This window comes from Chryseobacterium sp. Leaf180, from assembly GCF_001424585.1.
In the GTDB taxonomy this organism is placed as follows: Bacteria; Bacteroidota; Bacteroidia; order Flavobacteriales; family Weeksellaceae; genus Chryseobacterium.
Window position 1 is genome coordinate 387,322 of record NZ_LMPJ01000001.1, and the last position, 20,272, is coordinate 407,593.

The 20,272-nt window shown below is 37.4% G+C and carries 22 protein-coding genes and 1 tRNA gene; 14 read left to right on the top strand and 9 right to left on the bottom strand.

Annotated elements, in window-relative coordinates; genetic code table 11:
• Nucleotides 1-78 precede the first annotated feature (78 nt).
• Entirely contained in the window at nt 79-1,122 is a 1,044-nt protein-coding gene (locus ASG01_RS01700; protein ID WP_055859017.1) for a threonine aldolase family protein, read from the top strand.
• 1 nt (nt 1,123) lies between these two features.
• Here the strand turns inward: ASG01_RS01700 and ASG01_RS01705 are convergent, their stop codons facing one another.
• Nucleotides 1,124-1,624, bottom strand: coding sequence for a hypothetical protein (locus ASG01_RS01705; RefSeq protein WP_055859020.1), 501 nt, complete (start codon nt 1,622-1,624; stop codon nt 1,124-1,126).
• A 257-nt stretch (nt 1,625-1,881) separates the two neighbouring features.
• On the opposite strand from ASG01_RS01705, the gene ASG01_RS01710 reads away from it, so the two are divergent.
• The 8 genes from ASG01_RS01710 to pdeM all read left to right on the top strand — a co-directional run bounded on the left by ASG01_RS01710 (nt 1,882) and on the right by pdeM (nt 10,430).
• A tRNA-Asp gene (locus ASG01_RS01710) sits at nt 1,882-1,958 on the top strand.
• 276 nt (nt 1,959-2,234) lie between these two features.
• Nucleotides 2,235-3,245 (top strand): SDR family NAD(P)-dependent oxidoreductase, encoded by a 1,011-nt coding sequence (locus ASG01_RS01715; protein WP_055859023.1) that lies wholly within the window; start codon nt 2,235-2,237, stop codon nt 3,243-3,245.
• 122 nt (nt 3,246-3,367) lie between these two features.
• Nucleotides 3,368-4,222 (top strand): NAD(P)-dependent oxidoreductase, encoded by an 855-nt coding sequence (locus ASG01_RS01720; RefSeq protein ID WP_055859026.1) that lies wholly within the window; start codon nt 3,368-3,370, stop codon nt 4,220-4,222.
• Entirely contained in the window at nt 4,209-4,604 is a 396-nt protein-coding gene (locus tag ASG01_RS01725) for a DoxX family membrane protein (protein ID WP_055859029.1), read from the top strand. Before ASG01_RS01720 ends, ASG01_RS01725 begins: the two co-directional genes overlap by 14 nt.
• Before the next feature lie 65 nt (nt 4,605-4,669).
• Entirely contained in the window at nt 4,670-5,689 is a 1,020-nt protein-coding gene (locus ASG01_RS01730; protein ID WP_055859032.1) for a ligase-associated DNA damage response exonuclease, read from the top strand.
• Nucleotides 5,686-7,266, top strand: coding sequence for an ATP-dependent DNA ligase (locus ASG01_RS01735; RefSeq protein WP_055859035.1), 1,581 nt, complete (start codon nt 5,686-5,688; stop codon nt 7,264-7,266). The genes ASG01_RS01730 and ASG01_RS01735 overlap by 4 nt, the downstream gene beginning before the upstream one ends.
• An 86-nt stretch (nt 7,267-7,352) precedes the next feature.
• The gene (locus ASG01_RS01740; RefSeq protein WP_055862038.1) at nt 7,353-9,764 is read left to right on the top strand and encodes a ligase-associated DNA damage response DEXH box helicase; all 2,412 of its coding nucleotides are present in this window, start codon (nt 7,353-7,355) and stop codon (nt 9,762-9,764) included.
• 21 nt (nt 9,765-9,785) lie between these two features.
• Nucleotides 9,786-10,430: a ligase-associated DNA damage response endonuclease PdeM gene (gene pdeM, locus ASG01_RS01745; protein ID WP_055859038.1), complete on the top strand. Its 645-nt coding sequence runs from the start codon at nt 9,786-9,788 to the stop codon at nt 10,428-10,430.
• On the opposite strand, the gene ASG01_RS01750 is transcribed toward pdeM, so the two are convergent.
• Together ASG01_RS01750 and ASG01_RS01755 are read right to left on the bottom strand one after the other, a co-directional pair.
• The gene (locus ASG01_RS01750; protein WP_055859041.1) at nt 10,418-10,759 is read right to left on the bottom strand and encodes a helix-turn-helix transcriptional regulator; all 342 of its coding nucleotides are present in this window, start codon (nt 10,757-10,759) and stop codon (nt 10,418-10,420) included. The two genes, pdeM and ASG01_RS01750, sit on opposite strands and share 13 nt — an antisense overlap.
• Before the next feature lie 345 nt (nt 10,760-11,104).
• A complete protein-coding gene (locus ASG01_RS01755; protein ID WP_055859045.1) occupies nt 11,105-11,605 on the bottom strand; it encodes a CinA family protein in 501 nt (166 codons plus the stop codon).
• 215 nt (nt 11,606-11,820) lie between these two features.
• Between ASG01_RS01755 and ASG01_RS01760 the strand changes: the two genes are divergently transcribed.
• A complete protein-coding gene (locus ASG01_RS01760) occupies nt 11,821-12,327 on the top strand; it encodes a pyridoxamine 5'-phosphate oxidase family protein (protein WP_055859048.1) in 507 nt (168 codons plus the stop codon).
• A gap of 42 nt (nt 12,328-12,369) precedes the next feature.
• Nucleotides 12,370-12,711: a hypothetical protein gene (locus tag ASG01_RS01765; RefSeq protein WP_055859049.1), complete on the top strand. Its 342-nt coding sequence runs from the start codon at nt 12,370-12,372 to the stop codon at nt 12,709-12,711.
• Nucleotides 12,712-12,727: 16 nt separating this feature from the next.
• On the opposite strand, the gene ASG01_RS01770 is transcribed toward ASG01_RS01765, so the two are convergent.
• Genes ASG01_RS01770 through ASG01_RS01785 form a run of 4 tightly spaced genes read right to left on the bottom strand, consistent with a single transcriptional unit; the run spans nt 12,728 to nt 14,731 of the window.
• Entirely contained in the window at nt 12,728-13,318 is a 591-nt protein-coding gene (locus tag ASG01_RS01770) for a Crp/Fnr family transcriptional regulator (RefSeq protein WP_055859052.1), read from the bottom strand.
• A gap of 3 nt (nt 13,319-13,321) precedes the next feature.
• Complete coding sequence (ytxJ, locus tag ASG01_RS01775) at nt 13,322-13,699, bottom strand: bacillithiol system redox-active protein YtxJ (RefSeq protein WP_055859055.1); 378 nt, start codon at nt 13,697-13,699, stop codon at nt 13,322-13,324.
• Nucleotides 13,696-14,154 (bottom strand): DUF1569 domain-containing protein, encoded by a 459-nt coding sequence (locus ASG01_RS01780; RefSeq protein WP_082498274.1) that lies wholly within the window; start codon nt 14,152-14,154, stop codon nt 13,696-13,698. Before ASG01_RS01780 ends, ytxJ begins: the two co-directional genes overlap by 4 nt.
• Entirely contained in the window at nt 14,132-14,731 is a 600-nt protein-coding gene (locus ASG01_RS01785; protein WP_055859058.1) for a hypothetical protein, read from the bottom strand. The genes ASG01_RS01780 and ASG01_RS01785 overlap by 23 nt, the downstream gene beginning before the upstream one ends.
• 86 nt (nt 14,732-14,817) lie before the next feature.
• On the opposite strand from ASG01_RS01785, the gene pncA reads away from it, so the two are divergent.
• The gene (gene pncA / locus ASG01_RS01790) at nt 14,818-15,423 is read left to right on the top strand and encodes a bifunctional nicotinamidase/pyrazinamidase (protein ID WP_055859061.1); all 606 of its coding nucleotides are present in this window, start codon (nt 14,818-14,820) and stop codon (nt 15,421-15,423) included.
• Between the two features lie 34 nt (nt 15,424-15,457).
• Here the strand turns inward: pncA and ASG01_RS01795 are convergent, their stop codons facing one another.
• Complete coding sequence (locus ASG01_RS01795) at nt 15,458-16,627, bottom strand: pseudouridine synthase (RefSeq protein ID WP_055859064.1); 1,170 nt, start codon at nt 16,625-16,627, stop codon at nt 15,458-15,460.
• A gap of 100 nt (nt 16,628-16,727) precedes the next feature.
• Here ASG01_RS01795 and aroB point away from each other — a divergent pair, with 100 nt between their 5' ends.
• A complete protein-coding gene (gene aroB, locus ASG01_RS01800) occupies nt 16,728-17,774 on the top strand; it encodes a 3-dehydroquinate synthase (protein WP_055859066.1) in 1,047 nt (348 codons plus the stop codon).
• Nucleotides 17,775-18,001: 227 nt separating this feature from the next.
• Nucleotides 18,002-18,655, top strand: a complete 654-nt coding sequence (locus ASG01_RS01805; protein ID WP_055859069.1) for a porin family protein — start codon at nt 18,002-18,004, stop codon at nt 18,653-18,655.
• Nucleotides 18,656-18,730: 75 nt separating this feature from the next.
• Here the strand turns inward: ASG01_RS01805 and purF are convergent, their stop codons facing one another.
• Entirely contained in the window at nt 18,731-20,230 is a 1,500-nt protein-coding gene (gene purF / locus ASG01_RS01810; protein WP_055862044.1) for an amidophosphoribosyltransferase, read from the bottom strand.
• Nucleotides 20,231-20,272: the final 42 nt, after the last annotated feature.

Sequence of the window (20,272 nt, forward strand, 5' to 3'; positions counted from 1 at the left end):
TAGATTCTTTTAATTACAAATCTAACAAAATTTAAAATAAAATTTTCTGCAGAATCTTTTGTTTTTTATTTTTACCAGATGAAATTTTCCTTTAAAAATGATTACGCAGAAGGCTGCCATCCCAATATTTTAAAACTGCTTACAGAAACGAATGATATTCAGCAAGCTGGTTACGGTGAAGATCAATATTCTGTTGAAGCGAAGCATTTAATTCGCAAAAAACTGAATGATCAATTGGCAGACATTTATTTTGTTTCTGGCGGAACACAGGCAAATCTCATCGTTATTTCTTCACTTTTAAAGCCTTATCAGTGTGCAATTTCGGCGTCTTCCGGACATATTTTAAATAATGAAACCGGCGCAATTGAAGCAACTGGGCATAAAATTATAAGTGTCGATTCTGGTGACGGAAAACTTTGGGTTTCGGATATTCAAAATGTGCTCGATGCTCATCAAAATATTCCGCATCAGGTGATGCCTAAACTCGTTTATCTTTCAAATTCTACGGAAGTCGGAACGGTTTACACCAAACAGGAACTGACAGAAATTTCTAATTTTTGCCGAAAAAATTGGCTGTATTTATTTTTGGACGGTGCGCGGCTTGGTCAGGCATTGACTTCAGAAAAAAATGATCTTGAGTTTTCAGATTTGGCGCAGTTAGTCGATGTTTTTTATCTCGGCGGCACAAAAAATGGAGCGTTACTGGGCGAAGCAATCATCATTTTAAATGAAAATTTAAAGCAGGATTTTGCTTTTAATATCAAACAGAAAGGAGCGTTACTGGCGAAGGGTAGGCTGCTGGGAATACAGTTTCTTGGTTTAATGCAGGATGATCTTTATTTTGAACTGGCAAAACATGCCAATCTTCAGGCGATGAAAATAAAAAACTCGATGCTGGAAAACCAGACCGAGTTTTTATCTGATACATTTACAAACCAGATTTTCCCGGTTCTGAAAAATGATCTGATTGAGAAATTAGCCGAAAAATTTGAATTTTACGTCTGGAAAAAAATCAGCGAAGAAAAATCTGCCATCCGAATCATTACTTCTTGGAATACACCCGACGCAGCTGTAAACGATTTTATTGAAACTTTTCAGCAATATTTTATGGAGAAAAGCTGACTTATTTTAAAGCGCGCATCACGATTAGACAGTCTGCTTTTTCTAGCGTGCCGCCGTCTTTGTAGACAATTTTTTTCTCGTCTGCATACATCGTCTGGCCGTTTTCTTCTTTCACATTTCCAATTCCTTCAATGAGTTTATCATCTTTTTGGAGAAAGAAGATATCGCGTTTGCTGGTCGTGCCTTCCGACTTAAATTCATACGTGAGTTTCAAAGTATCACCAGATTTAAAACCAACGACGTCACCTTTTGAGCTGTCTTTTTCGTTATTTTTATAAAATATTTTACCGGTAACCGTTCCGAGATTATCATCAAGACTAACAAAAACACTGTCTTTACCGGTGTTTCCGACGTAACACATCGATTTGATTTCCAGATCCTGTGGCGACATATCTTTGACAGAAGTTGTGTCTTTATTTTCCGGAACTAGTACTTTTTTTTCCTGTTTATTGCAGCTTATTAAGCCTAAAACCAAGATAAAAGGAATGAATAATTTTTTCATTTTAAATATTTGTTATGGATAATTCTGGCTAAAATTAGTCATTAATCAGCGAGTAAAACAAATTAGAAATGAATTTTATGCTCTCAAATAAAATCTAACATGTAGAAATTTAATGTAATCTCCGTGAAAAATAATTGCTTTGAAAACCATAGGCTTGCGATTTTTGAAAACAAAATCATCACGAAAAGTTTGTTATAGCCGATGAATACTATATATTTGCAGGAGAAATGAACGGTAAAATGTTTATTTCGGTTTTAGATCCGGTAGTTCAGCTGGTTAGAATGCCGCCCTGTCACGGCGGAGGTCGCGGGTTCGAGTCCCGTCCGGATCGCCAAATAATAAAAATGCTTTAAGACTTTTAGTTTTAGAGCATTTTTACTTTTACAAAGTGATCAGATCCTTCTGAAAGAGTTTTATAAAAATATCCTATAATTTATATTATGTTAAATCGGATATTTGTTACGTTTTATTAAACCCTTTTAAACTCTTATCAATCCAAAAATCACAGTCTATTCATCTACTTCAAAATTATTAATAAATTTATATCAAAAACTTGATTTGGTGCAATTATAGATGTCTTTTATGATACTAAATCAATAAACTTTTTGATATGAACTCACAGAAAAATAATGAAGATCATACGTTAAGAGGAAAAACGGTAGTGATTACCGGAGGTTCCAGTGGCGTTGGTCGTGCAACCGTAGAAGCTTTTGCTCTCGAAGGATGTAATATTGTCATCGCTGCACGCGGTGAAGAAGCTTTGAACGATACCGTAAGAATTTGTGAAGAATTGGGTGTAAAAGCTTTAGCGGTTCCTACCGATGTATCTGTCGGAACTGAAATGGATAATTTGATTGAGAAAGCCGTTGAAGAATTTGGCCGAATAGACATTTTCATTAATAATGCTGGCGTTATGGCGAGCGGAAAATTTGACGAAATCCCTTTAGAACTGCACGAGCAGGTTGTAAAAACAAATCTTTTCGGTTATATGCACGGTGCGTACAGCGTTTTGCCACTTTTTAAAAGACAGAATGAAGGAATTTTAATTAACAATATTTCTATTGGCGGATTTATGCCGGCGCCTTACAGCGCGGTCTACTCTGCTTCAAAATTCGGAATTCGTGGTATGATGGAATGTCTTCAGGGTGAGATTTCTGAGTTTAAAAATATTCATATTTCAAATTTATATCCACAGATTCAGCGGTCTACAGGAAATACACATTCAGCAAAGTATTCCGGTTTGGATTTTAAAATTCCGCCTTTTGCTGCAGATCCGCGAGATACTGCAGAAAAAATTCTTCAGCTTGCTAAAAATCCAAAAAAAGAATTCTTCCCGGATTTTACGTCTAAACTTCTTACAGGAATGTATAAAATATTCCCTAAAACCGTTATCAATACAGCATCCGCAGGAATGCGCGTTTTAATGAAATTAAAAAATGCTCCTGCAGATCCCGGCAATGTTTTCGAACCGTCATCTGAACCGCGCCGTATTTATGGTGAAACGATTTTGCCTGTTCCGCAAAAGCGTACAAAAATGGCAATGGCTGCCGGTTTGGTCTTAGGCTTATCCTACATGTATTTCACCTCCGGAAAGTCAAAATCGAAAGATTCTGAAAATTAAAAAAAATTACTTCAATCATTAAACGGCATTAAGCCGTTTTTTTTTATGAAAATTTCGGCGGGAATATTTTCGTGCTTAAGTGGTAGGTTTTTTGTTTTGCTGAAATAAATTATAAATATAAAATGGAGAAATTAGGATTTATCGGACTTGGAAATATGGGTTATCCGATGGCTAAAAATTTAGAAAAAGCAGGATTTCCACTGACAGTTTATAATCGGTCTATAGAAAAGACAGATGATTTCAGTAAGGAATCTGTTGTCGCCAAAAACATTCCGGAATTGGTGAAATCTTCAGATATTATTTTTACGATGCTTACTGACGATCAGGCAGTTCGCGAAGTATACGCGCAGATTTTAAAGGAAGATATTTCAGAAAAACTGTTTATCGACATGAGTACGATTTCGCTGGAGACTTCAAAATATATTGCTTCAGCGGTTATTGTAAAAGAAGCAGGATTTCTCGACGCGCCTGTTGCCGGAAGCACAAAACCAGCAGCAGACGCTACACTAATCATAATGGTTGGCGGAAGCGGTGAAGAATTGCATCGCGCAACGCCATACCTCGAAAAATTAGGGAAACAAATCGTTCATACAGGCGAAAACGGTAAAGGAATTTCTGCAAAACTGGCGATTAATTACTTTCTTTCAACAATCTATCAGGGCTTGGCCGAAACCATTTTATTTTCTGATAAACTCGGTCTTGACCGTCTTGATATGCTCGAAATTATCAACGAAAGCGCGACCGGAAATGGTGCTACCAAAGTAAAAACTCCCCTTTTAATTCAGCAAAAATTTAATCCTGCTTTTGCATTGGATTTAATGCTTAAAGATGTAAAACTTGCAGTTGATGCCGGTGCAGATTTTCCTCTTTCTAAAGTTTTACAAAAAACCTATCAAAGCGCACACGAAGCAGGTTTTGGTAAAGAAGATGTAATCGGAATTATTAATTATTTAAAAAAAACGAATGAAAAATCTTAAAACTTTATTCTTTTTTGCGCGGCTACCTATTGCTGTTTCTCTCGCATTTCACGGATTGGTAAGGCTTCCGAAACTGCAGGAATTCAGCGGTTGGATGATGAAAACTATGGAAAAATCGATGATTCCAGAGATTATTACTTTGCCTTTCAGTTACGCACTACCCTTTTTCGAAGCGATTATCGGAATTCTTCTGCTGATTGGCTACAGAAGTCAGGAAGTAATTTTTGCTGCGATCACCTTGATGTCAATTCTGATTGTCGGCAGCTGCAGCATTGAAAACTGGGATACGGTAAGTTCGCAGATTCTGCACTGTCTGTACCTTTTTGCACTGCTCATTTTTATAAATCAGGTAAAGCCTTTGGTTAAAATTTCTGATATTTAATCTCACTCGTTTTCAAAGTTTATTTGGTTGGATTTTTGAATGCTAAAACGTCCAAACCACAGCTATTGAAACTAATTACATTTACTAATAAGGGAATTTACTGTCCGCAGGGAAAATTTTACATTGATCCGTGGCGGCCTGTCGATCTCGCCGTCATTACGCATGGTCATGCCGATCACGCGCGGTGGGGAATGAAAAAATACCTCTGTCATCATTTCACAAAACCGATACTGCACCAAAGAATTTCGCCCGATATTGAGTGTCAGACTCTACAATATGGTGAAGTTTTAGACATCAACGGCGTAAAATTATCGATGCATCCTGCGGGTCATATTATTGGTTCTGCGCAGATCAGATTGGAATATAGAGGTTATGTAAGTGTAATTTCCGGAGATTATAAAGTGCAGTATGATGGATTAAGTACGCCTTTTGAAGTGGTAAAATGTAATGAGTTTGTTACCGAAAGTACGTTCGGACTGCCTATTTACAACTGGCTCGAGGTCGAAGATCTCAATAAAAGAATGCAGAACTGGGTTCTGAAAAATATTGAAAACGGAAAAACCTCAGTATTTATTGGCTATTCTTTAGGGAAGGCGCAGCGTGTGATGAAAGCAGTCGAAGGCATTTCTAAAATTCATGTTCACTACTCGATCGGAAAACTTAATAAAGCTTTTGAAGAAGTAGGCATTAAACTTCCCGATTACGAAATGCCGGATTTTCGGGAAAGCATCAAACATACGCAGGGCGAAATTGTCATCGTTCCGCCGGCGCTTTTAGATTCAAATGTTATAAAAAAAATTCCAAATGCAGCAACTGCGATTTGCTCTGGTTGGATGCAGGTGCGCGGTGCGCGGCGTTGGCGAAGTGCGGATGCAGGTTTTCCGATGAGCGACCACGCTGACTGGAATGGGCTTTTAAAGGCCATAAAAGCGACAGAAGCTGAACTCGTTCATGTAACGCACGGTCAGACCGAAGTTTTTTCAAAATATTTAAATGAAATCGGGATTAAAGCAGACGTTGTCGAAACGCAGTTTGGTGATGAAGAGGAAACTGAAAAAGAAACCGCGAAAACTACTGAAGAATGAGACATTTTGCCGAGCTGATCAACGCCGTAGAAAGCACCAACAAGACAAATGCGAGGATTGATGCCATTATCGATTATCTTGAACGCGCACCGGATGAAGATAAAGTCTGGTTTATTGCTTTATTTACGGGCAAGAGACCGAAACGCAACATCAATTCAAATTATATTAAAGAATGGGCACTAGAAATTGTGGATATCCCGTTTTGGCTTTTTCAGGAAAGTTATTCCGCGGTGGGAGATTTAGGCGAAACTTTATCGCTGATTCTTCCTGCACCAACCCACAAGATCGAAAAATCGCTTTCAGAATGGATGAATGAAATCATCAATCTTAAAATAAAATCTGACCAAGAAAAAAAAGATTTTGTTTTGGATTCTTGGGATGGTTTGGATTATACCGAACGGTTAATTTTCAATAAATTACTTGGCGGAAGTTTCAGAATCGGTGTTTCTTCAAAAACGCTGATTAATGCTTTGGTTAAATTTTCCGGGCATGAGGCGAGTTCGCTGATGCACAGCATGATGGGAAAGTGGCTGCCTTCTGAAGTGACTTTCCAGGAACTTATTTCTGCTGAAAAAGTTAATACAGACAATTCGCGACCCTACCCTTTTTGCCTCGCCTATCCGCTGGAAAAAGATCTTGAAGAACTTGGAGAGCCTGATTCTTGGCAGATTGAGTACAAATGGGACGGCATTCGTGGTCAGGTAATCCGGAGAAACGACGAGGTTTTTATCTGGTCCCGCGGTGAAGAACTTATTACAGAACAGTTCCCGGAAATACTGGAAGATGTACAGAAAATGACTGGAAATTTTGTGATTGACGGTGAAATTCTGGCGGTTCATGAAGGTAATGTTTTAAACTTTAATGAACTCCAGAAGCGTCTAAACCGTAAAACTTTAACGAAGAAAATGCTCGGCGAAATTCCGATCGAGCTTTTTGCTTATGATCTTCTGGAGCTTGAAGGAAACGATCTCCGTGAAAAACCTATGTCTGCGCGACGTGCGATGCTTGAAGAACTTTTGCTCAATAATCCATCAGAAAAAATACATCTCTCCCAAATCATCGAGTTTGATGAATGGAAAAATCTTGATTTAATAAGAGAAAATTCACGCGAAATCAACAGTGAAGGTTTGATGCTGAAAAGTAAAAACTCACATTATCATTCGGGAAGAAAAAAAGGCGATTGGTGGAAATGGAAAATCAATCCGCTGACGATCGATGCCGTTCTCATTTATGCTCAAAAAGGCAGTGGCAGACGAAGTGCGTATTATACAGATTATAGTTTTGCCGTGAAAAGTGGCGATAAACTGGTTACAATTGCCAAAGCGTATTCAGGTCTTACCGATAAAGAAATCATGGAAGTCAGCAAGTTTGTCAACAAAAATGCGCTTGAAAAATTTGGTCCGGTAAGAACGGTAAAACCTGAACTGGTTTTTGAAATTGCATTTGAAGGAATCGGTTTCAGCAACCGTCATAAAAGCGGTGTGGCATTGCGTTTTCCCAGGATTTTGAGATGGCGTAAAGACAAGACAGTGAATGATATTGATGATATTGAAGAAATTAAAAAGCTGATACAGTAAATTTTAAATCTCATCTGAATTTCCAATAAAAACTAAATTTGAGCAACTACGAACATACCGAAGGCTATAAAATCATTCAAAACTGGATGAAGGAAAAAGGAAATACTCCGTTTAAATTTCAGGTCGATACTTGGCAGAAGTTTGGAAACGGATATAGCGGTATGGTCGTGGCGCCAACTGGTTTTGGGAAAACTTTTTCAGTTTTTTTAGCTCTTATTTCTGATTTTCTTACACATCCCGAGCAGTATAAAAAAGGTCTGAAAATGATCTGGATCACACCTCTCCGATCCCTGGCAAAAGACATTGCAAAAGCAATGCAGGAAGCGATTGATGAGATTGGTCTCGATTGGGCAGTTGGCGTAAGAAATGGTGATACTGATCCGAAAGAAAGATTAAAGCAGGTGAAAAATATGCCTGAAATTTTGGTCGTAACCCCAGAAAGTCTTCAGCTTTTATTGGCGCAGAAAAACAATCAGCGGTTTTTTACAGGTTTAAAATGCATCGCAGTAGATGAATGGCACGAACTTCTCGGTTCTAAACGTGGTGTTATTGTCGAACTGTGCATTTCTCAGTTGAAATTTTATATTCCGAAAATGCGCATCTGGGGAATTTCTGCCACCATTGGAAATCTGGAGGAAGCGATGGATGTTTTAATTCCTTATGATGAAAAGAAAACAAAAATAACGGCGAAAGAGCAGAAAAAAATTGAGATTCTCTCCGTTTTTCCCGATGAAGTGGAAATTCTTCCGTGGGCTGGACATCTCGGACAGAAATTAGCCGATAAAGTCGTTCCGATTATTTTAGAATCAAAATCGACAATCGTTTTTACAAACACACGTAGCCAAAGCGAAATGTGGTATCAACTTTTACTGAATGCTTATCCTGATTTTGCCGGACAAATTGCAATTCACCACAGTTCGATCGATGCACATTTAAGAATCTGGATTGAAGAAAATTTAAGTTCAGGTAAACTGAAAGCGGTCGTTTCTACTTCATCGCTTGATCTCGGAATCGATTTTAAACCTGTTGATACAGTGATTCAAATCGGTTCTGCGAAAGGAGTCGCACGTTTTCTGCAGCGTGCCGGAAGAAGTGGCCACTCTCCTTTTGAAACTTCCAAAATCTACTGCGTTCCCACACATTCATTAGAGTTAATCGAAGTTGCCGCTTTAAAAGAAGCCGTAAAACAAAAAGTCAACGAACCACGTGAACCCCAGGTTTTATGTTTCGACGTTCTTGTACAGTTTGTTATGACTTTAGCAGTCGGCGACGGCTTTTTTCCGAATGAAGTTTACGAACGCGTAAAAAAAGTATATTCTTTCCAGGAAATGACTGCGCAAGAATGGAAAAGCATTATCGAATTTCTCACCATTGGCGGCAGCGCGCTGAAAAGCTACGAAGAATATCACAAAGTCGTTGTGATGGAAGATGGTTTGCATAAAGTAACTTCCAGAAAAATCGCCATGCTTCACCGGATGAATATGGGTGCTATAGTAAGTGATGCGATGCTAAAAGTGAAATTTATTTCCGGCGGATATATCGGAATGGTGGAAGAATATTTTATTTCAAAACTAAAAAAAGACGATAAATTTATTCTTGCCGGCCGCGTTTTGGAAGTTGCGATGGTGAAAGATATGACGGTTTTTGTACGCATGTCTAAAGGGAAAGCATATGCACCAAGTTATCTCGGCGGAAGGTTGCCTCTGAGTTCAAATCTCGGTCAGTTCTTGCGCGAAAAACTCTCCGGTGCGCTCAATCCAAAATCTACTGAAAAAGAATTGACTTTTTTGCATCCGCTTCTGGTTAATCAGGAAGCGCGGTCGCACATTCCAAGCGCTGATGAATTTTTGGTTGAAATGATAAAAAACCGCGAAGGTTTTCACGTATTCATGTATCCGTTTGAAGGTAGATTGGTTCACGAGGTAATGGCAGCGCTTATCGCTTATCGGATTTCTAAACTGGCGCCAATCTCATTTTCAATGGCGATGAATGATTATGGTTTTGAATTATTCAGCGACAAAGCCATACCTTTGTCTGCAGATAATTTAGAAAAAATTCTTTCGCGTGAAAATCTGATGAGTGATGTTATTTCCAGCATTAATTCAGCAGAAATGGCAAGCAGAAAGTTTCGCGATATTGCAGTAATTTCCGGAATGGTGATTCAGAATATGCCGGGTAGACAGCGAACCAATAAATCGCTTCAGAGCTCGGCAGGATTGATTTTTAAGGTTTTGGAGGATCACGATCCCAACCATTTTCTTGTGAGACAGGCTTATACTGAAGTTTTTAATATGCAGCTTCAGGAGCAGCGTCTGGTACAGGCTTTTAAAAGAATTGAAAAATCTAAAATTATTTTGAAGGAAGCCAAGCATTTTACACCACTTAGTTTCCCGATAAAAATTGACAGTTTACGGCAAACGCTCTCCAGTGAAGGTTTGGACGCAAGAATCAAAAGACTTCTGCAACAATCCGGGAGAAATATTGTCGATGAAGTTTAATGTAAAAATGAGAATTAATAAGTGCAGATAGCGAGTAAAATCATTCATGCGGGAGGAGAAGAATTTGAACTGACCAATCAGCGGGCGGCATTTTGGAAAAGCGAAAAAACGCTGATTTTTTCAGATTTACACATCGGAAAAGCGGCGCATTTCAGGAAAAACGGTATTGCAATCGCAAGTCATATGATGTCTGCGGATCTTGACAGATTGGCAAATCTTATTCAGATATTTAAACCGGAAAAATTTGTTATTGTCGGCGATCTGCTTCATGCAGGATCCAATTCTGAAGTAGACGAATTCTGTTCCTGGAAAAAAGAATTTTCCGATATTCAGTTTTGTCTTGTAGAAGGTAATCACGACCGTATATCCAAAAAACTTGAAGACAAATTGTGTCTGGATATACGGTGTGATAAGCTAGAAATTAATAAAATCCTGTTTGTACATGATTTTGATAAATCAAAGGAAATTTTTCAGATAACGGGACATATTCATCCAGGTTATATGCTTCGCACTGCGGTTTCGCGGATTAAGCTTCCTTGTTTTGTGCACACAGAAAAGCAGCTGCTTCTGCCCGCTTTCAGTGAATTCACTGGTTTAGACACGCGAAGTATTCCAAAGAAAGGCCGCTATTACGTGTTTACTCCGTCAGAGATTCATGAGATTTGATTCACTTCTCTGAACCACTGATAAATGTCGCCACGGGAAGGAATATTCAGTTTCTTTCTGATTCTGTTTTTTCTGTTCTGAATCGCTTTAGGAGTAACAAAAGTGCATGTTGCGATCTCTTTTGTAGACATTCCCAAACGTAAATAGATACAGAAAGTTAACTCAGAATTTTGAAGACCAGGATAGATGGTATCCAGTTTCTTGAAAAACTCAGGATAAGTCGATTTGAATTTGCTTAGCAAACGCGGAGAATTTTCGCGGGCAAGCCTCATCACTTCTTCCTCGTCTCCGGTGAGGTTTTGGCTGTATTCAGCAGTATTGTACTTCATTTTAGTTTTATTTTGTAAGGTTTAATATAAAATCAGAATTGCACAATATTCACTAAAATTATAAGACTAAAAATTAAAAATTCGTAACAAATATATTATATTTTATTTCTACTAAATCAATTTTCCACCACAACATCTATAGTTATATTGCTTAACATCTCAAAAATAGTATTTTTAAATCAGTGAAATTTATGATCGTAGTCACAGGTTTTAATTTTTATTATATTTTTTCCTTTTAGTCCCCCTTTTTATGAACATAAAAGAATCGTAACCTTCACGTTTAAAATTATTTGCAAAAAAAATGACCGGCAAAAGCCAGTCATTAATTTTTAAACAATAGTAGAGTTATCTTAAAATTATTGCTCTTCTCATTTCACTTTTTAAACATCCTAAAATGAATTCGCTGAAATACATTTGCGCATCGAGTGATTCCGTACGCGGATGCAGTTCGAGTTTTTTAGATAAAATCACTTCACCTTTGTAGGAAAAAGAAAAGTAAGAAAAAATTTTGTCAATCGACTCTTTTACTGGAGAGCAATAACCCGTAACGGCAACTGACCAATCGGTTTTAAAAATTTTTGCGACGTTCAAAGCCATTTCACCGGAAATATCTTCGCTTACACAGTTTGATTTCTTTGCCGCATTTTCATTTACTTTTAAAAGATTTACTTTCTGCTCAAGCGTAAAGGCAGTCAGTCCGCCACTGTAAAATGAAGAAGCATTCGGCATTTGAGAGAAAGCAAGCTGCAGCAAACCTGATGTTACACTTTCGGCTACAGAAATTGTTTCCTTTGAGGTGATCATCGTTTGACTTATAAAGTCTAAAAGTTTTTTTTGAAATTCCATGTGACTTGTGGTGTAAAGTTTACGCAACATGACTGTTGCTTATAATTTTGTAACGATCACTATTCATGCCATATCCCAGATTATCAGGTTAAAACAAAAAATATTTATCATATTGTTTTGAATTGTTGATTTTTTGGTGAGATTTTTGAAGTTAAATTTTTAAGATTTAAACTAAAGTCTTCGATCAAAAAAATAAATCCAAACAATATATTATTATGTCAACAGAAAATTTATCACAACAGGACGCTGTGAAAAAAATTAAAGAACTGTCTGAAGATGCCAGAATCTGTATGTTCTGTACAGAATTGGACAGTCTTCCAATCAATGCAAGACCTATGAGTCTTCAGGAAACCGATGAGCAGGGAAATCTTTGGTTCATAAGCAGTGAAGCAAGTAATAAGAATTTTGAAATAAAAGAAGATAAAAGAGTTCAGCTTTTTTTCATGAACAATGGAAAGTCCCAATATCTTTCAATCTATGGTGAAGCGACGATCTACAAAGACCGCTCAACCATTGAAGAAAAGTGGTCTCCGATGGCGAACGCCTGGTTCGACGGAAAAGACGATCCTAAAGTGTCTATTATTCGTGTAGAGCCGAGAGAAACGTATTACTGGGATACAAAAGCCGGTAAATTAGTTACGCTTTTAAGCTTTGTTGCGGCAGCCGTTACCGGAAAGAAAACAGATAATTCTGACGGTGTAGAAGGATTGGCGCAAGTGTAAAAAAGAATGATAATCTGATCTAACTGTAAAACTGAAAGCGAGATGAATGAAGATGACAACAATGTAACGTTTCAGGAAAGTTTTGTAATCAATCAAAGCTCAGTATCGGAAGATCAGATTATCAGTTTTAAAGAGGAGAAATCTTTTATTCTGAATTCTCTGCAACGTTTGAAAATAAGTACCGTTTGCGAAATCAGAAGAAAGATAATTGATTCTTTTATTACTGAATACATTTCGAATATTCCCTATTCTTCAACAGCAAATATCTTTAATGAAAATTTGCGAAGTACAGAAATGCATTTTGAAAATGCAAAAAACTCTTACATTAAAGTTATAAAAGAACAGGAATATTTAAACAAAATCATTGCAACACTGAATTTCTGAATTCAGTGTTTTTTATTTAATCTGCAATAAACTTTTTCTTCGCAAGTTCTTTACGCACTCTGCTTAGACTTTCCGGAGTTATGCCCAAATATGATGCAATCATCCACTGTGGAACTCGCATCATGAGATCAGGATACATTTTTATAAACTTTAAATAGCGCTCTTCCGCGGTTTCTCCGAGTAAAGAATTGATTCTGTCCTGCAGGCTTTTTACATGTTTCTGCAAAATAAGATTATTTTTTTCAATGCTGTTTGGAAATTCATTCAGCAGTTTATTGAAAAAATCTTCAGGTAAAAAAAGAATTTCAGAGTCTTCCACAGCTTCAATATAATACACCGATTTTTCGTGAAAATGAAGACTGCTTCGGTCAGAAATCAGCCAGTTTTCAGGCGCAAACTGAATGATGTGCTCTTTTCCGTTTTTATCGATCGAATACATTCTCAGTAAACCTTTCTGCACATAGAAAGTATATTTGCAGACTTCCCCGGCCTGCAAAAGAAAATCATGTTTTGAAATATCGCGCGTTTCGTACTGCACGCCGCAGAGATTGAGACGGTCTTCCGGAATTTCCAGGATTTTCGAAAGATAAAAATTCAGAAAACTCATTTTTTAAATAAGATTTAAACTGATTGCCTGATGCGAAGCATGATCTTTCACATCGCCGTTGTCCAGCACAATAAGCTGTGGACTTTCATGACGTACGCCAAGAATCTCTGCGATTTTATTTGAAATTGAACGGTGAGCGAGAAGATCAAGAAAATAAAGTTTCGCATCCACTTTATCAGCGTTTTCAATTTCTTTTTCAAAATTCCTTAAAACTGTTTTACTGATAAAACAGCTTGTAGAATGTTTGAAAATTGCCACTTTCTGATTCTTGGATTCGGCGATTGCCTGCTGCAGATCTTCTTCTGTATTTATTTTATTCCAGAAAGATTTTGTCTGAATCTCCTCTTCTTTTCCGCCAAATATTTTATCAAAAATGCTCATATATTAAACTGTTTTAGGTGATGATCAAGATGTTTATATTCAAAAAATCCCCAACTCTCTACCGTCATTTTTCCGAAAAGCGGATGACTGTGCGGAAGTTTCTGCGATTTGAAAATTTCTAAATAATCCTTAATCGACTGTATTAAATGTTGTTTTGAACTTTCAAAATCACAATCAAAATTAACGATAAGTTTTTTAAAAGTAGGCATATTGTGTGGAATTCCGCTGTTGAAAATCTGCATTTCGTATTTTGCAGCAGCACCGAGCGTGCAAATCACAAAATTGGAACTTTTTATACAGATTTCGCCCGTCGCAATTTTCAGAATCAAACTGCAGTGTTCCAGCATCTGCGCGACGTTCATTCTTCCCCATTTTGATTTATGGTTTATAGATAAAAAATTAATTCTGTCTAAAATTTCTTTAACGTCACCATCATTGTGCAGACTTTTCTTCATTTGATTTTTTAATTAAGTAACTCAGGATATCACCAGCAACAACTGCATTTTCATCTTTTGAAAAGTACATAAGCCTGCAAATATCTGGTTTTGACACTGAAGAAACTGCAAGATAATCGTAAAAGTATTTTATCTGAAGATCTTTATAATTGATAATTTCCTTTCCGATAGAAATTCCGGACATAGAGATAGAAACCCCTGAAATCGTAACAACTTCTCCACTAAGAACTTTATTTATAATAGCATCGGTAAGATTGTATAAATGAACATCCCAAAGGGTGTTGATAATATCATTATAAAGCTGATGTTTCTCCTTCAATTTATAGCGGTAGAAAGATTTGAAATTAACTTTAATTTGTTTACCCTGTTTCGGTTTAAAGTAAAAAAGATATTCCCTGCCGATATATAATTCAAGACCTTTTATAAATTCGACTCCATATCTTACACTTTCCAGATCATCTTTTTTAATAGTCTGAATATTGTTTTTACCTACTTTCATCAGAATTTCACCGTCTGTGATAATCAGTTTCTTTTTCCTGAGATCAAATACTCCGGTTATATATTCAAATTCTTTCATGTGTCTATATGTCAGATATTTTTTGTTTGGATGAATTTTTGACTTTTGGTTTTGGTAAATTTATCGAAAATTAGAACGAATAACTTATGAAAAAAGCATTAATAATAGTCGATGTTCAAAATGATTTTTGCGAAGGCGGCGCATTGGCTGTGCCTGGAGCCAACGAAATCATTCCCTATATCAATCTTCTGACAAAAGAAAATCAGTACGATCAGATCGTTCTGACACAAGATTGGCATCCGGCACACCATAAAAGTTTTGCAAGCAATAATGGCAGACAGGTCGGTGAAACGATTATTTTGAATGAAATTCCGCAGTTTATGTGGCCGGATCATTGTATTCAGGGAACTAAGGGTGCAGAATTCCATCCAGATCTTGACCGCTCAAAAGTGACGCACATTATCCAAAAAGGTAAAAATGAAGTGGTCGACAGTTACAGCGCATTTCAGGATAATAATCATTTTATGAAAACCGGACTCGATGATTTTTTAAAGTTTCACGAGATTCAGTTACTAGAGATTGTTGGTCTTGCTACCGATTACTGTGTAAAATTTACCTGTCAGGATGCCGTTTCAAACGGATATATTACCTGCCTGCATTTCAACGGAACGCGTGCGGTAAATGCGAAACCCGAGAACGGGAAAAATGCGATTTACGACATGATTGAAAAAGGGGTAACCGTTTTAGCATAAATAAAAGAGACGCTTTATGTGCGTCTCTTTTATTTTAAAGCATTTTTAAGTTATTCACTTCAAGTTCTGTGAGAATTCTCCAGTGTCCACGCTTGATGTTTTTCTTGGTCATCCCGGCAAACATTACACGGTCTAAAGCTTCCACTTCATAACCCAATCTTTGGAAAATACGTCTGATAACACGGTTCCAGCCAATGTGAATTTCAATTCCGATTTCATTTTTCGGTTTTCCCTCGATGAAAGAAATCTGATCAACCGTGGCAACACCTTCTTCCAGACGAATGCCCTCAACGATCAGTTTCATGTCTTCGTTTGTCAGTTTTTTATCTAAAGTAACATGATAAATCTTCTTGGCATCAAATGAAGGATGCGTCAGTTTTTTTGTCATGTGACCGTCATTTGTAAGCAAAATTACACCAGTTGTTGATCGGTCTAATCTTCCAACAGGAAAAACGCGGTAAGGCGACGCATTCGCAACCAAATCCATTACAGTTTTTCTTGCTTTATCATCTTTTGTGGTTGAAATATAACCTTTCGGCTTATTTAAAAGAATATACACAGGTTTTTCCGGAGTGATGTTTTGTCCGTCGAAAACAACTTTATCACTTTTCTGAACCTGGTAACCCATTTCGTTTACCACCTTTCCGTTTACTTCAACGAGTCCCTGCGTAATCAAATCGTCAGCTTCTCGCCTGCTGCAAATCCCTGAGTTCGCAATATATTTATTAAGACGGATTGTGTCTTTATGAATGTCTTTTTCGACTTTCTTTAACCTCCTTTTTTGAACGAAAGAACGTGCACGGTCATCATCTCGGTCACCTTCAGCGCCGGGTTTTCTTCCGTATTTCAAGCTTCCGCGCTCATATTTATTTCGTACATCGAAAGATTTCCCGGCGTTGTTTCCACCACGTTTGTTGCCGCCAGTTCCGCGGCCCTGAGATTTTCTTTCCTCGCTTGGGTTGGTTACGTAAGATTTTTTCTCGCCCTCATTTGCACCTTCTTTTTGTTCACCAGAATCATTTCCGTAAGGCCTGAATTCTGATTTTTTGAAAGGTCGCGAGCTGCTGTCTTTTGAGAATGGCTTTTTAAAAGGTTTAGAATCTGATGAGTTTCCCGATCTTGGCGTACGAGAACTTCCTGAGTTTCTCGACGAAGCTCCGGTTCTTTTTGGCCTTTCTGAATTGTTTCGATCTCTACTGCTCATGCTAAATATTTTTGCAAAGATAGTGATTTACCCAGAAGATAAACATTTAGAATCATAACTTTGTCATTCTCTGAAGCCCGCAACATTATACCTTATATATATGATTAGTTTTTTGGATCAGGATTTCAGTCAGCTTAATGACTATTTAAGCAATACTGTTTTCAGCAAAATATACATTCTTGTCGACGAAAACACCCATGAATATTGCCTCCCGACTTTGCTGGGAAATATTTCCGGTGATTTTCAGTTTGAGATAATTGAAATTGAAGCCGGGGAAGAAATGAAAAATATTGAAACCGCCGTTCAGCTTTGGGAAATCCTCACCGAAATGCAGGCCGACCGAAAAGCTTTAATGATGAATCTCGGTGGCGGTGTGATTTCAGATTTAGGCGGATTTGTTGCATCGACTTTCAAGCGTGGAATTCGCTTCATCAATGTTCCCACTACTCTTTTGGCAATGTGCGATGCTTCTGTCGGTGGCAAAACAGGGATTGATCTTGCTCATCACAAAAACATGGTCGGAACTTTTACCGCAGCCGAACAAACTTTTATCTATCCAAAATTTTTGGAAACTTTGCCTTTACGCGAATTAAAAAGCGGTTTTGCCGAAATGCTAAAACATGGCTTAATCGCCGATAAAAATCACTGGGAAGATCTTATTTCATTACAATCAATTGATGCCGAAAGCATTGCAGATCACATTCAAAACTCTGTAAAGATCAAGCATAAAATCGTAGAAAAAGATTTTCACGAAGAAAACTTAAGAAAAACACTGAATTTCGGGCATACTGTCGGTCACGCGATTGAAAGTTTATTTCTAGCTAAAGAAACCCCAATTCTGCACGGTGAAGCCGTCGCTGCTGGAATGATTTGCGAAACGTACATTTCTCTATCTGAAAATTTAATTGATGAAGAAACCTGCGAAAACATCATTTTAAATATCGCGAAGCATTTTCCGATGCTCGATTTGACCGGTTTTTCTGACGAAGAATTGTTGGCATTAATGCGGAATGACAAGAAAAATGAGGATGGTGAAATACGGTTTTCGATTATCTCAGAGATCGGATCTTGCCTGTTTGATCAGTCAATATCTACACAAACTGTCATCGATTCATTAAAAACATATGTCAAAAACAGCGGTTTTTAGAAAAATAAAAAATTTCTATTATTTACCGCATAACAAATTTAAATTTATTAATAAGTTGATTTTTAAGAATTTGAACGTTTAAGTAAAATTTGAAAACATGATATTCTCCCAAAAAGCGATTCAGAAATGGTTTTGGCAAATAATTTGAACGTAGGAAAATCGTCCCGATGAAAATCGTGGGATATAGACTTAAAAACAAGAATAGTAAATATTAAAAATTTAGAATTATGAAAAAGTTAATTTTAGGAATCGCAGTAATGTCTTCAGCAATTGCATTTGCACAGACAACTCCGACAACGACTTCAAACTCTTCAATGGGAATGTCTGATGTAAGATTTGGTATCAAAGCTGGGATGAATGTTTCATCAATCACTAACGATGCTGGATTGGAAGATCAAGGATCAAAAATCGGTTTTAACGCTGGTGTATTCGCAACAATTCCTGTAGCAGAATCTTTCAGCATCCAGCCAGAGGTTTTATATACTCAGTATGGAGATAAGTATGACCAGGTAATTTTGGGTAACAGATATTCTTTCGCAAGAAATCTAGATTATATCGCTGTACCGGTAATGTTCCAGTACAACTTTATACCTAACTTTTATTTAGAAGCAGGTCCTGAATTCGGATTCTTAGTAAGCGCTAAAAACAAAACTAAAAACGAAACAAACAACAACACAATTACTGAATCTGATAACTACAAAGATTCATTAAATACTTTTAACTTCGGTATCGGTATTGGTGCAGGTTATTATTTCACAGATAACATCGGTGTAACTGCAAGATATGTAGCTGGTGTTACAGATTTAGCTAAAGACAGACCGGCAAACCGTGATGCAATCAGAAACAATGTATTCCAGGTAGGTTTGGCTTACAAATTCTAAGATACACATTTTAATTTCAGTAAAAAGGTCAGATTCGTATGAATCTGACCTTTTTTATTTTGATAGAATTTAAAATCAATTAAATAAATCGACTTCTTCTCCTTTTGCTACAGGATATTCTTCTGTAAAACATCCAAAGCAGTGGTTGGAAGAGCCTAAAATTTCTTTTAAATTATCAGTGCTTAAAAATTCCAGAGAATCTACACCTAGATAATCTCTTAACTGCTCGGTCGTCATGTTGGCAGAAATCAAATCGTCTTTTGAAGGCGTATCAATTCCCAGATAACACGGAGCAATAATCGGTGGTGATACACTACGGAAATGAATTTCTTTCACGCCGGCTTCCTTTAAAATTTTCACCAGACGTTTCGAAGTCGTTCCACGTACGATAGAATCATCTATAATCACGACTCTTTTTCCTTTAATTTCAGAGATAATCGGGTTAAGTTTTAAATTGACAACGCGCTCACGCATTTCTTGTGTAGGAACGATAAAACTTCTTCCAATATATCTGTTTTTAATTAAAACCGGACGGAAAGGAATGCCGGAAGCTTTAGAAAAACCTATTGCTGCAGGAACTCCGGAATCCGGAACACCAATTACAATATCTGCATCTACAGGCGCCTGTTCCCAGATTTTTTCACCAGATTTCTCACGAATTTCGTAAACATTTATATTTTCTAAAGTCGAATCTGGACGCGCAAAATAAATATATTCAAAAGAACAGATTCTCTGTTTTCCTTTTTGTTCATTTGCCATGTAAGATTGCAGTTTTCCAGGCTCATTTTCACTGGTGTAAATGATTTCTCCCGGCAAAACATCGCGTACATATTGCGCACCGACTGCATCTAAAGCTACAGATTCGGAAGCTACAACGTACGACCTTTCGTCAATTGCTCCTAAAACAAGCGGACGGATTCCGTTAAAATCACGGAAGGCGAAAAACTTATTTCTCGTCATCCCCACAACAGAATATGCACCTTCGATTTTCTCCATCGTCGCTTTGATCGCGCCTCTTAAACCAAGATCAAGATTTTTCTGAATCAGTCTTAAAATCACCTCAGAGTCTGACGTTGCTCGGAAAACCACACCTTCCGCCTCAAGCTCTCTCTTAAGTTCTTTGGCGTTGGTCAGATTTCCGTTGTGGGCGATGGAAAGAATGATTTGATCGTATTCATTTTTTGCGAAAAACGGCTGAAAATTATACTTCTTTTTATCTCCTGCAGTCGTGTATCTTGTGTGTCCGATCGCCGAATTACCCATGAAAGTTTCCGGATCGTTGATTTCTTTGTAGACATCCAAAACCAATCCTTCATCCTTCATATTGGTAATTTTACCATTCTTGAGCACTGAAATTCCGCACGCTTCCTGACCTCTGTGCTGAAGCGCAAACAGGCCGAACTGCGACAGCGAAAACGTATCAAGATCGTTATCCGAATACATCCCGAAAATCCCACACTCTTCATTTGGCGCATCCAGACGCTCTTCTTCCTTCGTACGGAAAAGATTGCGGCCGTAGATTTCGGTTTCAAACTGCTTTAAATATTCGTTTTTCTGAATGTCTAAACTTTTCATTTTATTCATTTTGATTAGAAGCACAATTTCAGCTTCCAGATC

Bases quoted from the DNA above. Each gene is read 5' to 3' on its own strand.
- ASG01_RS01795 (WP_055859064.1), bottom strand. From the start codon at position 16,627: ATGAGCAGTAGAGATCGAAACAATTCAGAAAGGCCAAAAAGAACCGGA.
- ytxJ (WP_055859055.1), bottom strand. From the start codon at position 13,699: ATGAGCATTTTTGATAAAATATTTGGCGGAAAAGAAGAGGAGATTCAG.
- ASG01_RS01755 (WP_055859045.1), bottom strand. From the start codon at position 11,605: ATGGAATTTCAAAAAAAACTTTTAGACTTTATAAGTCAAACGATGATC.
- ASG01_RS01750 (WP_055859041.1), bottom strand. From the start codon at position 10,759: ATGAAGTACAATACTGCTGAATACAGCCAAAACCTCACCGGAGACGAG.
- purF (WP_055862044.1), bottom strand. From the start codon at position 20,230: ATGAAAAGTTTAGACATTCAGAAAAACGAATATTTAAAGCAGTTTGAA.
- ASG01_RS01720 (WP_055859026.1), top strand. From the start codon at position 3,368: ATGGAGAAATTAGGATTTATCGGACTTGGAAATATGGGTTATCCGATG.
- pncA (WP_055859061.1), top strand. From the start codon at position 14,818: ATGAAAAAAGCATTAATAATAGTCGATGTTCAAAATGATTTTTGCGAA.
- ASG01_RS01780 (WP_082498274.1), bottom strand. From the start codon at position 14,154: ATGAAGAAAAGTCTGCACAATGATGGTGACGTTAAAGAAATTTTAGAC.
- ASG01_RS01805 (WP_055859069.1), top strand. From the start codon at position 18,002: ATGAAAAAGTTAATTTTAGGAATCGCAGTAATGTCTTCAGCAATTGCA.
- ASG01_RS01770 (WP_055859052.1), bottom strand. From the start codon at position 13,318: ATGAGTTTTCTGAATTTTTATCTTTCGAAAATCCTGGAAATTCCGGAA.
- ASG01_RS01760 (WP_055859048.1), top strand. From the start codon at position 11,821: ATGTCAACAGAAAATTTATCACAACAGGACGCTGTGAAAAAAATTAAA.
- aroB (WP_055859066.1), top strand. From the start codon at position 16,728: ATGATTAGTTTTTTGGATCAGGATTTCAGTCAGCTTAATGACTATTTA.
- ASG01_RS01740 (WP_055862038.1), top strand. From the start codon at position 7,353: ATGAAGGAAAAAGGAAATACTCCGTTTAAATTTCAGGTCGATACTTGG.
- ASG01_RS01785 (WP_055859058.1), bottom strand. From the start codon at position 14,731: ATGAAAGAATTTGAATATATAACCGGAGTATTTGATCTCAGGAAAAAG.
- ASG01_RS01700 (WP_055859017.1), top strand. From the start codon at position 79: ATGAAATTTTCCTTTAAAAATGATTACGCAGAAGGCTGCCATCCCAAT.
- ASG01_RS01705 (WP_055859020.1), bottom strand. From the start codon at position 1,624: ATGAAAAAATTATTCATTCCTTTTATCTTGGTTTTAGGCTTAATAAGC.
- ASG01_RS01715 (WP_055859023.1), top strand. From the start codon at position 2,235: ATGAACTCACAGAAAAATAATGAAGATCATACGTTAAGAGGAAAAACG.
- ASG01_RS01725 (WP_055859029.1), top strand. From the start codon at position 4,209: ATGAAAAATCTTAAAACTTTATTCTTTTTTGCGCGGCTACCTATTGCT.
- ASG01_RS01765 (WP_055859049.1), top strand. From the start codon at position 12,370: ATGAATGAAGATGACAACAATGTAACGTTTCAGGAAAGTTTTGTAATC.
- ASG01_RS01735 (WP_055859035.1), top strand. From the start codon at position 5,686: ATGAGACATTTTGCCGAGCTGATCAACGCCGTAGAAAGCACCAACAAG.